This is a genomic window from Flavobacterium sp. LC2016-23 (assembly GCF_009674775.1).
Taxonomy (GTDB): domain Bacteria; phylum Bacteroidota; class Bacteroidia; order Flavobacteriales; family Flavobacteriaceae; genus Flavobacterium.
On the sequence record NZ_WKKE01000013.1, the window covers coordinates 121079 to 136279 of the forward strand.

Genomic DNA, 15201 nt, shown 5'->3' on the forward strand with positions numbered 1-15201 from the left:
AAAAAGGGTAATTTTAAATTTGAGTTTAGTACCTGAAAGATATTCTTTTTTCTTTCAAATTCTAATCAAACCTAAAATTACCCGGTAAAAAAAACTAAAATATCAGTTTTAAAAAAATCTATATACTAATTGTTAAACGCCATAGATTCCTGAAACATGATTTTGTTCAAATCGTTATCTTTTTCATATACATCCTGAAAAAAGCTTATTTCGCCGGATTCATTCACCCATGAAGTAAAATAACAAATATAAATTGGTACTTTGTTTGGTAGTTTAAAGGTAGTTTCTTCTTTACCGTCCATTGCTTTATTGATTCTGTCGGTGGTCCATTCAGGATAGTCTTTCAGCATGGCAATGGCCAGATTTTTAGCTTCCTTTACATTGATACAGCCGTGGCTGAAGGTTCTTTTTTCAAAATCGAACAGTGTTTTTGCCGGTGTATCGTGCATGTAAATGTCTTCCGGATTCGGGAAAATAAATTTCACCAATCCAAGAGAGTTTTCAGGGCCTGGTTTTTGTCTTACCTGACCGTTTTTCATTTCCATATTATGTTCTGCCAGATAATTAGGATCAGAGGCAATTTTTGATTTCAGTTCATTGTCCACAATACTTTGCGGAATGGTCCAGTACGGACTGAAAACAATTTTATCAATGTTTCCGCTAAAGATCGATGTTTTAGTCAAAGCAGAACCTACAAAAACACGTGATGCCAGTTCTGTTTTGCCATTTTTCACATACACCAGTTCAAAAGAAGGCACATTCACCATGATATATTCTTTGTCTTTTACCAGTTTTGGCGAAATCCAGCGACAACGTTCCATATTAACAGATAGTGTGGTTATTTTATCGGCTATTGGCGTATTCATGTCTTTAATATGCTCTTCAGCTAAAATATAGTTGGGTTTAAAGCCATTTCTCAATTTGTATTTCATCACGGCATCCATCATTTCACGATCATAGACCTCACTTTTGGAATCGTTTTGTAAATCTCCCATTACAAACAATCGGTTTCTGACCTGAGCAATTGTTTTCGAAACAGCATCAGGACGTAAATCTTTATAAGGCGTTGCTGTTTCAATAGGCGTCCAGGTACCGTCTTTTTCAATTTGTCTGTATTTTTCCAGGGCACCCTGCAATTTATAATACTGATCAAAAAGCAATTCGTCATTTTTCTCTAATAAGGCGGGATTTACAATAAGGGAATCTAATAAAGTCTCGTAAGACAATTGTTTTTTAGGCAGCATCCAGCCTGTTTTTTTTACGGTTTCGGCATCCAGTCCTTCATACACCTGGCTCATATAGATGATGTAGGCAGTACTTAATAAAAGGTCTGAATCTGATTTTGAGGGTTTTTCTTTACTTTTGGTGTTAAAGATTTGATCAATTTCATTTTCATAAGGAATTTCAATTTCCAGTCCTTCCTCATGTGTTACTTTTAGTTTTTGGTGTAACAGCTGCCCAAGTTCAGTAATTTTATTGTCCTGATACCAGATCGATTCGTAAGCTCTGTTTTGGTATAAGGCGGCCACTTTGTTTTGGTATTTTTTTAAATCGGAATAGCGTTTAAAAAAATCATTCAATACGTCATTATCGATCACAGGATCAGAATCATGAACGAATTCAGAATAAGAGGGATATGATTTTTTACTTCCTGTAACATCATCTTTTTTCGATTCAAAGGAAGAAGTTACGAATCCCACGAATAGAATTATGGCGATTGGATATAAAGTTTTCATTGTATTAAATTTTTACGTTCTACTTAAGTTGAAGTAGGGAAGTATCGAGTAAAAATCTGGGGCATTTCTACACTGCTAAATTATGTTAGTACACTGGAAAACAAGTTGTTGTATTTTATTTAAATGTTTCGAAATTTCCATGTCGTTAACATTTCTATAAGACTTATATAAGATAAATAAGATTGGTATTTAAATTGTTACCCCCCGCATTACAAAAAAGATTCTTTTTTTTGTTAACAAAAAGATATAAGGAGAACTAAATATTATAATATTTTGTAAATTGCTCCCTTAAAATTATCATATTCATAAAATGGAACAACAAAAACCATATAATCCTAAAAATAAAGTAAGAATTGTCACTGCTGCCTCACTGTTTGACGGACATGACGCTGCGATCAATATTATGCGACGTATTATTCAGTCGACAGGTGTAGAAGTAATTCACTTAGGTCACGACCGAAGTGTGGAAGAAGTAGTCAACACCGCCATTCAGGAAGATGCCAACGCCATTGCCATGACATCGTATCAGGGTGGACATAATGAATACTTTAAATATATGTACGACCTGCTTCAGGAAAAAGGAGCCGGGCATATTAAGATTTTTGGTGGCGGAGGCGGCGTAATCCTGCCAAGCGAGATTTCAGAATTACATGAATATGGTATTACCAGAATTTATTCTCCGGATGATGGCCGTTCTTTAGGATTACAGGGAATGATTAACGATCTGGTAGAACGTTCCGATTATCCGATTGGAGACAAATTAAACGGAGAAATCGATCATATCGAAAATAAAATCCCAACGGCAATTGCCCGTTTGATTTCGGCAGCTGAGAATTTTCCTGAAATCGCCAAACCGGTTTTCGATCAGATTCATACCAACAATGCCGATTCTAAAATTCCGGTTTTAGGAATCACCGGAACGGGTGGCGCCGGAAAGTCTTCTTTGGTCGATGAACTGGTACGTCGTTTTTTAATAGATTTTCCCGAAAAAACAATCGGATTGATTTCGGTCGATCCGTCGAAAAGAAAAACAGGAGGAGCGCTTTTGGGAGACCGAATCCGTATGAATGCCATTAACAATCCGCGTGTTTATATGCGTTCACTGGCCACACGTCAGTCCAATCTGGCTTTGTCCAAATATGTAGCCGAGGCGATTCAGGTTTTGAAAGCCGCCAAATACGATTTGATTATTCTGGAAACTTCCGGAATCGGACAATCGGATACCGAAATTATGGACCATTCAGATGTGTCCTTATATGTTATGACACCGGAGTTTGGAGCCGCCACACAATTAGAGAAAATCGACATGCTTGATTTTGCTGATCTCGTAGCCTTGAATAAATTTGATAAAAGAGGCGCCTTAGATGCCATTCGTGATGTCAAAAAACAATACCAGCGCAATCACAATCTTTGGGATAAAAATCCGGACGATATGCCGGTTTTCGGAACGATTGCTTCGCAGTTTAATGATCCGGGAATGAATACGCTGTACAAAGCGATTATGGATAAGATTGTCGAAAAAACGGAATCTAATCTGCATTCGACTTTTGAAATTACGCGTGAAATGAGCGAGAAAATCTTTGTGATTCCGCCACACCGTACGCGTTATTTATCTGAAATTGCCGAGAGCAACAGAGGGTATGATGAAACGGCCCTTTCACAACAAAAAGTAGCACAGAAACTATACGGAATTTTCAAAACCATAGAATCCGTTTCCGGAAAAGTACCGCAAATTACCAAAGCCGGAATCGATGACAGCAGTGTCATCCTGAGCGCAGCCGAAGGGCATGACGAAAACAGAATCTTCCTAAACCTTTTACTCAATCAGTTCGATAAAGTAAAAATGGATTTAGATCCGTACAATTGGGAAATTATTCTGAATTGGGACGAAAAAGTAAACAAATACAAAAATCCGGTATACTCGTTTAAAGTTCGTGATAAGGAAATCAAAATTGCCACGCATACCGAGAGTTTATCACATTTACAGATTCCAAAAATAGCATTGCCTAAATACGAGGCTTGGGGTGATATCCTGCGTTGGAATTTACAGGAAAATGTACCGGGTGAATTTCCTTTTGCCTCAGGATTATATCCGTTTAAACGTGAAGGCGAAGATCCGTCCCGAATGTTTGCGGGCGAGGGCGGACCGGAAAGAACCAACAAACGTTTTCACTATGTAAGTGCGGGCTTGCCGGCAAAACGACTTTCAACCGCATTTGACAGTGTGACTTTATACGGAAATGATCCCGATATCCGTCCTGATATTTACGGGAAAATCGGGAATGCCGGAGTTTCGATCTGTTGTCTGGACGATGCCAAAAAGCTGTATTCCGGTTTCGATCTGGTACATGCCATGACTTCAGTAAGTATGACCATCAACGGACCGGCACCAATGCTGTTAGGTTTCTTTATGAATGCCGCAATCGATCAGCAATGTGAGTACTATATTAAGGACAACGAATTAGAAAAAGAAGTTGACGCTAAAATCAACCAGATCTATAAAGCCAAAGGACTGGAACGCCCAAGATACCAGGGCGATTTACCGGAAGGAAACAACGGTTTAGGTTTAATGCTTTTGGGGGTGACCGGAGATGAGGTTTTGCCTTCGGAGGTATACAATGAAATCAAAGTCAGAACCCTGTCACAAGTTCGTGGAACGGTTCAGGCCGATATCCTAAAAGAAGATCAGGCACAAAACACCTGTATTTTTTCGACCGAATTTGCGTTGCGATTGATGGGTGACGTTCAGGAATATTTTATTACCCAAAACGTGCGTAACTTTTATTCAGTTTCGATTTCAGGGTACCATATTGCCGAAGCAGGAGCCAATCCGATTACGCAATTGGCGTTTACGCTTTCGAATGGTTTCACTTACGTGGAATATTATTTGAGCCGTGGCATGAGCATCAACGATTTCGGACCTAACTTATCGTTCTTCTTCTCCAACGGAGTAGATCCTGAATATTCGGTAATTGGTCGTGTGGCACGTAAAATCTGGGCGAAAGCCATGAAAAACAAATACGGTGCCAACGAAAGAGCCCAAATGCTGAAATACCATATTCAGACTTCCGGACGTTCGTTACACGCGCAGGAAATTGATTTTAATGATATCAGAACCACTTTGCAGGCTTTGTATGCGATTTACGACAACTGTAATTCCCTGCATACGAATGCTTACGATGAAGCGATTACCACACCAACCGAAGAATCAGTTCGCAGAGCCATGGCGATTCAGTTGATTATCAATAAAGAATTGGGACTGGCGAAAAACGAAAATCCGATTCAGGGATCGTTTATCATCGAAGAATTAACCGATTTGGTAGAAGCAGCCGTTCTGCAGGAATTCGACCGTATCACAGAGCGTGGCGGTGTTCTTGGGGCCATGGAAACCATGTACCAGCGTTCTAAAATCCAGGAAGAAAGTTTGTACTACGAAACCCTGAAACACAACGGCGATTTCCCAATTGTAGGTGTCAACACCTTCCTGAGTTCCAAAGGTTCGCCAACGGTAATTCCGGCAGAAGTGATTCGCGCCACCGAAGAAGAAAAACAATATCAGATTACGATGCTCGATAACCTGCACCAGTTTCACGAAGCAAAAGTAAACGAGCACCTAAACAAACTGCAGGAAGCCGCCATTAAAAACGAAAACTTATTCGCCCATTTAATGGAAGCGACGAAGGTTTGTTCGCTGGGTCAGATTACTTCGGCTTTGTTTGAAGTGGGCGGGCAGTATAGAAGGAATATGTAGAATTTTAATGTTTTATATTTATGGAAAAACCTCTCAGGATATGGGAGGTTTTTTTGTTTTATAATAATTGATTTATTGCAAATGAGGAAATCCGTAAATAAGTATAGTTTGTTATTAATACATTTGGCTTAACAATTAAATTTAAAAAATATATTAACTGAATTAATAAGTATAAAATGTATAGTAGATTTAAAATAAATAAAAGTGTCTTTGATAATTTTACCTTTGGTCCATCTGATAAAGCAAAAGGAAAGCAACTAAAACGAGAGTATATCGAAGAAATTAAGAATGAATTAAAAGTTAAGTTAATAGGAGAAAATATAATTGATGGTACTGCAACTCAAAATGAATGGTTTCCTCAAATTAAGGCAGATATATTTCTTTCTCATTCTCATAAAGATTTAGAAAGGGCTAATGAGCTTGCAGGATGGATTAAAAATAATTTTAACTTAGATGTATTTATTGATTCTAATCTTTGGGGGGAATCTGATAAATTGCTACGCGAATTGGATGATGAGATTTGTTATCAAAAAAACACAAAAACTTACAATTATTACAAAAGAAATTTTACTACAAGCCATGTTCATATGATGCTATCTAATTCATTGGCCGAGATGATCGATAAAACTGAGTGTTTAATGTTTTTAGAAACATCAAGTTCAGTTTCAATTTACAACACTATAAAACAAACAGAATCACCTTGGATCTACAATGAATTATTTTTATCAAGTATAATAAGAATTGATGAAAATTTAATTCGAAGCAAAACAAAATATTTTAGCGCAACAGAAAGAACAAAAATCAATGAAGATGTCAAATTTAAATATAAATTAAAAATTGATCATTTAATTGATTTAAAAGGAAGAGATTTAATCGAATGGAAAAATAAATATAAAGAACTAATTAGGAATGAAGTACACCCACTAGATGTTCTTTATAATACGAAAATATACAAAATATGAGTAAATTAGAGAAAAAAATACAACATAGAGAGTTCGTGCAAAATATAATAACACGAATGAATGCTAATTCATTTCAAATAAAAAGTTTGACAATTACAATTATTTCTGCTTTTTTAGCAATTTATGCAACTACAACTAAAGAGTTATTTTTAATAATTCCAATTCCTATTGTTGTTTTATTTTGGTTTTTAGATACATATTATCTACAACAAGAAAGAAAATTTAAGGGTATTTATAATGATATTACAGGACTTAATAATAATCCGATAACTACAAATACATATCAAATATCACCTAACTTATATATCGGTAAGGAATATAATTATTGGAATGCTTTTAGTTCCAAAACATTATTTCCTTTTTATTTATTAATAATCGTATTCTTGTTATTTTCTTATTTTATTATTGAATTTAATGTATTTTAGGATTAAGTGTAAATATTTGAAATATTAGGATGAGACAAGGTGAAATAAAGAACTTTATCTATACAATAAAATGAATGATAATAAAATAAAACATAAGATTTTGGAAATGCTATCACATCAAAATGTTATATCAAGTTTGCCAGCTGCAGAAAATTCAGATATAGGTCTAGATGATGAAGTAATATTAGCGAAAGTGAAGATAACAGCAATCAAATATGAATTATTAAAGTTGTCTTTATTAGAAGAGCAAGAAGTAGGACGGCATAATCCTAAATATGTTCTCGGTTTATATGCAACAAGTAAAGGTGTTCATTCATTTAATACACGAAAATATATCATTGAAAATCAGAATGTATTTAAAACTAAAGTTAAAGATATTGTTCAAATTGTTATACCTGTTTTATCTCTACTAATTACTATTTTAGTAATCGTAAGAAATGATGTAAAAACAAGCAAAGAAATTGAAACACTTAATCATAAAATTGAAGCTATTCAAAAAGAAAATAAAACGTTACTAAAAAAAATAAAATAAAAATGAGGAATAGACTTCGCAAAGCAATTACGAATACTTCGCGGTGTAGTATTATAAAAATAAAATTAATAATTAAACAATACACATAGTCTCTCATTTCGACGAAGGAGAAATCTTCGCAAGAAACTCCGCAACAGGACGTGCTCAACACGTGGAGATTTCTCCTTCGTCGAAATGACAATATTGTGACTATTTTTGATGAAGTTTAAAAAAAGATGCGAAGGAACAAAACATATTGTAGGGACGGATTTTAATCCGTCCATGACAAAGAAATTCGCAATTGAAATTCATCAGCGCCAGCAAAACTACAAAAATCCTATTGTCAAATATAGCCCGTGGTTTCAACCACGGATACACAATATGAGAAAGGCAATATTACGTTCCCGTGGTTGAAACCACGGGCTATGTTTACACCGCTTTGAAATAGCAAAAAAGAAAATCATTCCCTCGCTAGCGCGAGCGTCCCGCTCGTGAGCTCGGCTGTGCGAAGTCTCCCGACTTCGTACCCGCTCCAATGATCCACAAAGAGAACAAAAAAATAATTGGAACGGAATATAGTGACGGGTACGAAGTCGGGAGACTTCGCACAGCAATTGCGGACAATTAGTCGAGCGGGGATTGTGAAAAAAAATCAAGAATTAAAAAATAAAATTCCACACAGTTTGTCATTTCGACGAAGGAGAAATCTTCACAAGAAACTCCGCAGCAGGGCGTGCTCAACACGCGGAGATTTCTCCTTCGTCGAAATGACACTATTGTGGTTGTGCTAACGGGTTAATCCTTTGCTTGTACCGGCGTAAAGTAGGTATACATCATAATCATTCCTCGCTAAGGATCTCCGCGACATTACTTAAAAACTCCAATTCATCCAAAGGAAACATCTCCAGCACCATTTCTAAAACGAGAGCCACATTAATAGGAGATTGTTTAAGGGTAGTTGCCTGATGTACGTCGTGATCTAAGGCTACAATACATAATTTTAGCATTTCGGTAATCGTACAACCCAGCTCATGATAGTTGTGCATTTTGATTTTAGCAGTATAAGTTCCTGTTTTATCAGCACACGGTGTTAAAGTACTGCAATATTGGACCGTTAATTGTCTAAGATTCTCTAATTTTTTAATTTCGTTGGTTTCCATGGCGTGTATTTTTTTAGTTATGAATCATTTTACAATTCGACTTTTGTTATTTTATTATAAGAAAAATTGTACTTTTGTTTGACTCAGCGAAGAAAGAACTAGATTGTTTTTTACCAAACCGATTTGGCTGGTATTGCACAGTCTAAATAAGTTTTTTACCAGTTGAGGTTTTTCACACTTAATTATTATCTTTGAATTATGAGCACACTAACAAAACCAAACCACATTGGGCGAAAAATAAGCCGTATTCGTGAACTTCGTGATATGAAACAGGAAGCTTTGGCACAGGCTTTAGGCATCAGCCAGCAAACCATATCGGCTATTGAAAACAGCGAAACCGTAGAGGAAGAAAGACTTATTGAAGTAGCAAAAGCATTGGGTGTGACGGTGGAAGCCATTAAGAATTTTTCGGAAGAAGGGATGATTAATTATTTCAATACTTTTAATGATTCAGACAATAATTTTAATCATTATAATACATGTACCTTCAATCCGTTAGATAAATTGATGGAAACAGTAGAAGAAAACAAAAAATTGTACGAACGTTTACTGCAATCCGAAAAAGATAAAATCGAATATTTAGAAAAATTGCTACAGCAGAAATAAAGATATTAAATCAAAAACCTTTCAGAAATGAAAGGTTTTTTTATTTTAGTATTATGAAAAACTCTGTCTATTCTATTCTTTTTCTTTTGGTTACGGTTTTTGGGTATACGCAGGACAAGCCATCGCTACCAACGGGCGTTATTATCGATTCGGTGAAAGTGGCCACTGCCCCAACAGAATCGTATACTATTTATTTCCCTAAAAAATACGATGGAAAAACACCATTGGCACTGGTTTTTATTTTCGAGCCGGCTGCGAGAGGCAAAGAAGGAATTGCACCCTTTATTCCGGCTGCAGAAACATATCAGTATATTTTGGTATGCTCGAATACGTTAAAAAATGGATCCATCCAGAACAATATTGCCATCGCCAACCGATTATTTGATACTGTACTGGAAAACTATACCATTGATACTTCACAACTCTATATCGCAGGTTTTTCGGGTGGCGCGCGATTGGCCAGTTATTTTGGGATCTCCACCGGCGTTTTTCAGGGCGTTATTGCGTGTGGCGCTTCTTTTAATGATATGGATAAGTTTATACCGCCTTCTAATAATTTCTCTTATGTGGGTATGGTTGGAGACCGGGATATGAATTATCAGGAAATGACAGATAACAAAACGTGGCTGGACAACGCAAAGATCGTAAACACGCTTTTTATTGCGCATGAAGAACATGTCTGGCCTAGACCGTCTGAAATGCTTAGCGCATTTGACTGGCTGGAAATTCAGGCCTACAGGAAAAATATAAGACCCAAAAACGATACCGTTCTGAAAAGAATTTATGACACCAATCTGCGACTAGCCGATAGCCTAAAGGCCAATAACGAGCTGGTCCTTTCGGTGAATGCCTATGAAAAAGGGATTACTTTTTTGAATACAACTGATGATAATTTTCTAAAGGTTAAAATTGCTGACATCAAAAAGTCCAAAGCATACAAAGAGGAAACAGCAAAAACAGAAAAGATAAAGGTTTTAGAAAATGAAATTTTAGATAAACTCTGGCATCGTTTTGACCAGGAATTAAAATCGGCCAAGCCTGTGACTAATTTTAAGTTTTGGAAATCTGAAATTAACGACCTGAATGTGATGAAAGCAGACGATAAAAATCCGTTAGCCCAAAATATGGCTATCCGGATATTAAACTGGTTTCAGATTTCGGTTTATGAAACCGGGCAGGAAAATAAACGAAACCAGCAAAATGACAAATTTGCGTATTGTCAGGAATTGTATAAAATGATTACGGAAGTAAATTAAAGAAAAAATTTAGTCTGTGGCAAAATAAAAAAGAAATTAATTTTGCCACGATTTTTGTGGCAAAATAAAACAGAATTAATTTTTGCCACAATTTGTGTGGCAAATAAAAATAAATTAATTTTTTGCCACAGCTTTTTTATTGCATTACAAAAAAAAGACAGCTCTGGAAAAGCTGTCTTTTGATGTTCTAATTAAAACCAAAAATTAACGACGGAATGCCGGACTTTCGTTTACAGATTCGTCAAGTTTAACTGTTTTTGATTTTTTAGCTGAAACAGTGATTTCATGTTTTGCAATTTTTCCATTCTCATTTACTTCCAAAGTATAAGTTCCGGCTGGATACGCCTCTAAACTTAATGTTTTTGAAATTTCTAATTCATGTGCAACAGATGTTCCTGTGTACAATAAATTATTGTTTGCATCGAAGATTGAAAAGCTTGATTTTTCAACGGTGTTTAAAGTAAAGCTAACTACTTTTCCGTTACCGGTTTTTATATACAAGATATAATCCCCTTTTCCATCAATTGCGTAGGTTAAAATAGTTGTAAAAAGTACGGCTACAACTAAGCCCAATTTGGTAAATTTTGTCATGTTTTTTTAAAATTTTAATATTAAAGGTGGTTGCGCAAAACTAGAAAAAGAAATTGAATTTTATGCAAAAAAATATCTTTTTTACAGACATAAGTTGCTGAATTAAAACTCTTTCTGTGTTTTGTCTGAACTATGTACGCAATTACTGGGCTTTTGGATGTTTTGAAGATGCTTTTTTTTAATGCCTTAAAAAACAGTCTTTTAAAATTATTAAGAATAATTTTTCAATTGAAAAATAACGAAGGCGGTTTAGTAAAATTTAGGCATAAAAAAACAGCTCGATAACCACAAAGAGCTGTTCTTAAACCATTAGTTTTTTACTTTAACCATTAACCTTATTTTTATACCAATGTGGGTACAAATTTTTAACGGGCTGCTACGTTGCTGTTTTTAGCAAAACCAGCTTTGTAAACAGATGAAACTGCCTTTTTTGATAAAACAGATGTTCCGTCAGTAACGGTAATTTCGTGTCTCACTTTTTTTACATTATCTTCTACTTCTAGGAAATAAGTTCCTTCCGGAAATTCTTCTAAGCTAAAAGTTCTCAAAATGCCCTCTTTACCTGAAGCGCTTTCAGAATAAATCAGAGTACCTTCATTGTCATAGATCGCTAAATTCGCTTTTTTAACCTGGTTAAGGGCGAACGTAATTACTTTTCCATTCGCTTTTAATACATGAAGATTAAAATCTTCATTCCCGTCGATTGCATAAGAGCTCATTCCTGTAAAAAGCACTGCACATACTAAACTTAATTTTAAACTTTTTTTCATGACTTTTGTTTTTAAATTAATAGTTCTAATTCTCTGATGCTAAATTACTTATGTCTTACAGAATTGTACACAACTCCATTAGCTTATTTAGATGCTGTATTCTCATTTACGAAACCGTTATAGGTTAAAATTTGAATTATATTTATCGTTTTTGTTAATTAGGTTGTTATTTTTTAATGTTTCGTTTAAATTAAGAGAATGTAAATTTATCTCTTGTTCTTACAAAAAAATGCCATTGTAAAATTTAACCGCAAGGGTCGCAATGAAATAAAACGCAAAGTTCGCAAAGCGTATCATTAATAACTTTGCGAACTTTGCGTAACTCCTGGCGTCTTTGCGGTTAAAAAAAAAGGCATAAAAAAAACAGCTCGATAACCACAAAGAGCTGTTTTAAAAAACAATTGAATGTTTTTAAACTTTACTAACTATCTAACCTCATTTTTATACTGTATGCGAGTATAAACTTTTCTAGCGTGTTGCTACGCTTGTATTTTTAGCATTTGAATCTGCTTTATATGTAGATGAAACTGCTTTTGAAGATAAAACAGATTTTTCATCAGTCACAATAATTTCATGTCTTACTTTTTTTGCATTGTCTTCAACTTCTAAGAAGTAAGTTCCTTCCGGAAATTCTTCTAAGCTGAAAGTTCTAAGGATCCCGTCTTTACCTGAAGCATTTTCAGAATATATTAAAGTTCCGCTTTTATCGTAAATAGAAAGGCTTGCTTTTTTAACCTGGTTAAGAGCAAAGGTTATTACTTTACCGTTTGCTTTTAATACGTGAAGATTGAAATCTTCGTTCCCGTCAATTGCATAAGTACTCATTCCTGTAAAAAGCACTGCGCATACTACACTAAGTTTTAAGATCTTTTTCATGGCTTTATTTTTTTAAATTGTTGTTCTTATTTGTTGATGCTAAATTACTTCGGCTATACATTTTTTAGCACAACTCTATTTGCCAATTTATATGCTATATTCTCATTTACGAAACCGTTATAGGTTAAAATTTGAATTATTTTAGGTGTTTTTGTTAATTAGGCTGTTATTTTTCAATGTTTTTTAAAAAATGAAGTTTATTAAAATTTTCTGTTTTTCTTACAAATATGTCATATACGCATAAAAACTCCCAATTAAATACGATTTATAAAAAAATAAGCGGGAAAAAAAATGACACCTCAAAAAAAGCAGTGTTTTGCCAATAATTCAGGATAAGATAATTTAGATATTTTGTGCTTTATTCTCAATTGCGAAACCGTTATAGGTTAAAATTTGAATTATTTTAGGTAATTTTGTTAAATTTGCTATTATTTTTTAAAGATTTGATTATGAAGACTATCGCCCCGGCTCTTGAAGTCATCTCTAATTCGTACGGAAGTTCTTTTGCCTATACGAAACATGCTCAGAAGACCAATAGCAAAGCGCATTTGTGGCATTATCATCCCGAAATTGAATTGGTTTATATAAATGGTGGCGCCGGAAAAAGACAAATTGGAAGTCATGTTTCTTATTATACTAATGGAAGTCTGCTTTTAATCGGCTCTAATTTGCCTCATTGTGGTTTCACCAATGAACAAACCGGAAATATAAATGAAGTGGTTATTCATATTAAACCTGAATTTTTAGGGAATGACTTTTTTGCCATACCGGAAATGAAAAAGATTCAGAATATTTTGAGTCAGTCGAAAGCCGGAATCGCTTTTGGAGGAGAAACCAAAAAGAAAATAGGGGAGAAGATCGAAATGATGGAAAACCAGCTTCCGTTAGAACGCCTCATGACGCTGCTGAGTATTTTGGATGAATTAGAATCTTCAGACGAATATACAATACTAAATGCCGATGGCTTTTCTCTCGAACTCAATACGCAGGACAATGATCGGATCAATGTGGTTTTCAATTACGTGAAAGATCATTTTCAGGAATCGATCGCTATAGATGAAGTTTCGAGCCTGGTAAGTATGACAACGCCTTCGTTTTGCCGCTACTTCAAAAAAATATCCAACAAAACCTTTACGGAGTTTGTAAACGAATATCGTTTGGTGCACGCCTCTAAACTTCTGGCAGAAAAACCTATTACGATAAATGAAGTTTGCTACGAAAGTGGTTTTAATAATTTCAGCCACTTTAGCAAGTCCTTTAAACAATATACCGGTAAAAGCGCTTCGCAATACCGAAATGAACATAAGATCATTATTAAGTAAAGCCTGGCTAACCGCAAGGCTTTTTTTAACCGCAAGGTTAGCAAAGTTTTTTAAAATCCAGCTTTGAGAACCTTGCGGTTAAACTCACGATGTAATTAAAAATCTTTGCGACCTTTGCGGTTAAGCCTGCACAATGTAAATGCTGTGAACCTTAGCGTTAAATCTACCAATCCTACAAAAAAAGGGATTGGATTTTTCATATACTATATTCTGAAACAGTTATATTTACAATCCCTAATCAGAAAAAATATCAATATGAAAAACTTTAGATTTTTAGCGTTTGCATTTTTATTGTGCATTTCCTCAATGGGTTATGCCGCAAAAGTAGATACTTTGCAAATTGCCAGTACAGCTATGGGCAAAACCTACAAAGCCGCAGTTGTTTTACCGAACTCTTATGCGAAAAGCAAATCGACCTTTCCGGTGCTGTATTTGTTACACGGTGCTTACGGGCATTTTAGTGATTGGTTAAAAAATACACCCAACAAGAAATTAGTACAAGGCTTATCTGATCAGTACAATATTATTATTGTAATGCCCGAAGGAGAGACTTTTAGTTTTTATCTGGACAGTCCGGTAAACAAGGAAAGTCAGTTTGAAACTTTTATCACGCAGGAAGTCATTCAGAAAGTAGATAAAACATACCGAACCATAAGTAACAGGAGCGGACGTGTGATTACAGGACTTTCTATGGGCGGTCACGGCGCATTGTACTTGTCGGCCAGACATCCCGATTTGTTTTGTGCTGCCGGAAGCATGAGCGGAGCGGTAGATATGGGCGCAATGCTCAACCGGGATTCTTCAGCTCAGGTGATAAAATTAATGCAGCCTGTTTTTGGCGATAAAAGCAGCAACTCTGAATTGTACGAGCAGAATTCCGTATTGGGAATGCTCGACAAAATCAAAGCGAACAAATTGTCTTTAATTATAGATTGTGGTGTGGATGATTTTTTAATAGAACCCAACAGAGAGCTACACCGAAGATTGGTCTATAATAAGGTAGATCACGATTACACCGAACGTCCGGGAGCACACACCTGGGAGTATTGGGAAAATTCACTTCCGTACCATGTCTTGTTTTTTAATAAAATATTGCTTAAAAATCAGGTAGTTATCAAGAAATAACGCAAAAGGATATAATAAAAAATAGTAAAAATTAATAAAATTTATAACAAATTAGTTGCATTTGCTTTTTTTGGTTTGGTTTTTGGAATACCTTTATATATAAACCTAAA

13 protein-coding genes are annotated in these 15201 nt (G+C 35.2%); 8 read left to right on the forward strand and 5 right to left on the reverse strand.

Annotation, left to right across the window (positions count from 1 at the left end; genetic code table 11):
- Positions 1-125 precede the first annotated feature (125 nt).
- Complete coding sequence (locus GJU43_RS12785) at positions 126-1736, reverse strand: murein L,D-transpeptidase (protein ID WP_154341142.1); 1611 nt, start codon at positions 1734-1736, stop codon at positions 126-128.
- A gap of 310 nt (positions 1737-2046) precedes the next feature.
- Here GJU43_RS12785 and GJU43_RS12790 point away from each other — a divergent pair, with 310 nt between their 5' ends.
- From GJU43_RS12790 to GJU43_RS12805, 4 genes are all read left to right on the forward strand, one after another.
- Complete coding sequence (locus GJU43_RS12790; RefSeq protein WP_154341143.1) at positions 2047-5487, forward strand: methylmalonyl-CoA mutase family protein; 3441 nt, start codon at positions 2047-2049, stop codon at positions 5485-5487.
- A 176-nt stretch (positions 5488-5663) separates the two neighbouring features.
- Positions 5664-6449, forward strand: a complete 786-nt coding sequence (locus GJU43_RS12795; RefSeq protein ID WP_154341144.1) for a hypothetical protein — start codon at positions 5664-5666, stop codon at positions 6447-6449.
- Entirely contained in the window at positions 6446-6874 is a 429-nt protein-coding gene (locus GJU43_RS12800) for a hypothetical protein (RefSeq protein ID WP_154341145.1), read from the forward strand. Before GJU43_RS12795 ends, GJU43_RS12800 begins: the two co-directional genes overlap by 4 nt.
- 70 nt (positions 6875-6944) lie before the next feature.
- Positions 6945-7406, forward strand: coding sequence for a hypothetical protein (locus GJU43_RS12805; RefSeq protein WP_154341146.1), 462 nt, complete (start codon positions 6945-6947; stop codon positions 7404-7406).
- An 818-nt stretch (positions 7407-8224) separates the two neighbouring features.
- On the opposite strand, the gene GJU43_RS12810 is transcribed toward GJU43_RS12805, so the two are convergent.
- Complete coding sequence (locus GJU43_RS12810; RefSeq protein WP_154341147.1) at positions 8225-8545, reverse strand: hypothetical protein; 321 nt, start codon at positions 8543-8545, stop codon at positions 8225-8227.
- Positions 8546-8743: 198 nt separating this feature from the next.
- Here GJU43_RS12810 and GJU43_RS12815 point away from each other — a divergent pair, with 198 nt between their 5' ends.
- Together GJU43_RS12815 and GJU43_RS12820 are read left to right on the forward strand one after the other, a co-directional pair.
- The gene (locus GJU43_RS12815; RefSeq protein WP_154341148.1) at positions 8744-9151 is read left to right on the forward strand and encodes a helix-turn-helix domain-containing protein; all 408 of its coding nucleotides are present in this window, start codon (positions 8744-8746) and stop codon (positions 9149-9151) included.
- A gap of 53 nt (positions 9152-9204) precedes the next feature.
- Positions 9205-10407 (forward strand): hypothetical protein, encoded by a 1203-nt coding sequence (locus GJU43_RS12820; RefSeq protein WP_154341149.1) that lies wholly within the window; start codon positions 9205-9207, stop codon positions 10405-10407.
- A gap of 204 nt (positions 10408-10611) precedes the next feature.
- On the opposite strand, the gene GJU43_RS12825 is transcribed toward GJU43_RS12820, so the two are convergent.
- From GJU43_RS12825 to GJU43_RS12835, 3 genes are all read right to left on the reverse strand, one after another.
- Positions 10612-10998 carry a secretion protein gene (locus GJU43_RS12825; RefSeq protein ID WP_154341150.1) on the reverse strand — a complete coding sequence of 129 codons (387 nt, stop codon included), beginning with the start codon at positions 10996-10998 and terminating at the stop codon, positions 10612-10614.
- A 365-nt stretch (positions 10999-11363) separates the two neighbouring features.
- Positions 11364-11768 carry a T9SS type A sorting domain-containing protein gene (locus GJU43_RS12830; RefSeq protein WP_154341151.1) on the reverse strand — a complete coding sequence of 135 codons (405 nt, stop codon included), beginning with the start codon at positions 11766-11768 and terminating at the stop codon, positions 11364-11366.
- Positions 11769-12236: 468 nt separating this feature from the next.
- On the reverse strand, positions 12237-12644 hold the full coding sequence (locus GJU43_RS12835) for a T9SS type A sorting domain-containing protein (protein ID WP_154341152.1): 408 nt from the start codon (positions 12642-12644) through the stop codon (positions 12237-12239).
- A gap of 449 nt (positions 12645-13093) precedes the next feature.
- On the opposite strand from GJU43_RS12835, the gene GJU43_RS12840 reads away from it, so the two are divergent.
- Together GJU43_RS12840 and GJU43_RS12845 are read left to right on the forward strand one after the other, a co-directional pair.
- Complete coding sequence (locus tag GJU43_RS12840) at positions 13094-13966, forward strand: AraC family transcriptional regulator (RefSeq protein WP_154341153.1); 873 nt, start codon at positions 13094-13096, stop codon at positions 13964-13966.
- 255 nt (positions 13967-14221) lie between these two features.
- Positions 14222-15091, forward strand: coding sequence for an alpha/beta hydrolase family protein (locus GJU43_RS12845; RefSeq protein ID WP_154341154.1), 870 nt, complete (start codon positions 14222-14224; stop codon positions 15089-15091).
- The last annotated feature ends 110 nt before the right edge of the window (positions 15092-15201 follow it).

What these genes read in the sequence shown, in the direction of transcription:
- GJU43_RS12795 (WP_154341144.1), top strand. Translation starts at nt 5,664, where the DNA reads ATGTATAGTAGATTTAAAATAAATAAAAGTGTCTTTGATAATTTTACC.
- GJU43_RS12810 (WP_154341147.1), bottom strand. Translation starts at nt 8,545, where the DNA reads ATGGAAACCAACGAAATTAAAAAATTAGAGAATCTTAGACAATTAACG.
- GJU43_RS12825 (WP_154341150.1), bottom strand. Translation starts at nt 10,998, where the DNA reads ATGACAAAATTTACCAAATTGGGCTTAGTTGTAGCCGTACTTTTTACA.
- GJU43_RS12815 (WP_154341148.1), top strand. Translation starts at nt 8,744, where the DNA reads ATGAGCACACTAACAAAACCAAACCACATTGGGCGAAAAATAAGCCGT.
- GJU43_RS12785 (WP_154341142.1), bottom strand. Translation starts at nt 1,736, where the DNA reads ATGAAAACTTTATATCCAATCGCCATAATTCTATTCGTGGGATTCGTA.
- GJU43_RS12805 (WP_154341146.1), top strand. Translation starts at nt 6,945, where the DNA reads ATGAATGATAATAAAATAAAACATAAGATTTTGGAAATGCTATCACAT.
- GJU43_RS12830 (WP_154341151.1), bottom strand. Translation starts at nt 11,768, where the DNA reads ATGAAAAAAAGTTTAAAATTAAGTTTAGTATGTGCAGTGCTTTTTACA.
- GJU43_RS12845 (WP_154341154.1), top strand. Translation starts at nt 14,222, where the DNA reads ATGAAAAACTTTAGATTTTTAGCGTTTGCATTTTTATTGTGCATTTCC.
- GJU43_RS12820 (WP_154341149.1), top strand. Translation starts at nt 9,205, where the DNA reads ATGAAAAACTCTGTCTATTCTATTCTTTTTCTTTTGGTTACGGTTTTT.
- GJU43_RS12835 (WP_154341152.1), bottom strand. Translation starts at nt 12,644, where the DNA reads ATGAAAAAGATCTTAAAACTTAGTGTAGTATGCGCAGTGCTTTTTACA.
- GJU43_RS12790 (WP_154341143.1), top strand. Translation starts at nt 2,047, where the DNA reads ATGGAACAACAAAAACCATATAATCCTAAAAATAAAGTAAGAATTGTC.
- GJU43_RS12840 (WP_154341153.1), top strand. Translation starts at nt 13,094, where the DNA reads ATGAAGACTATCGCCCCGGCTCTTGAAGTCATCTCTAATTCGTACGGA.
- GJU43_RS12800 (WP_154341145.1), top strand. Translation starts at nt 6,446, where the DNA reads ATGAGTAAATTAGAGAAAAAAATACAACATAGAGAGTTCGTGCAAAAT.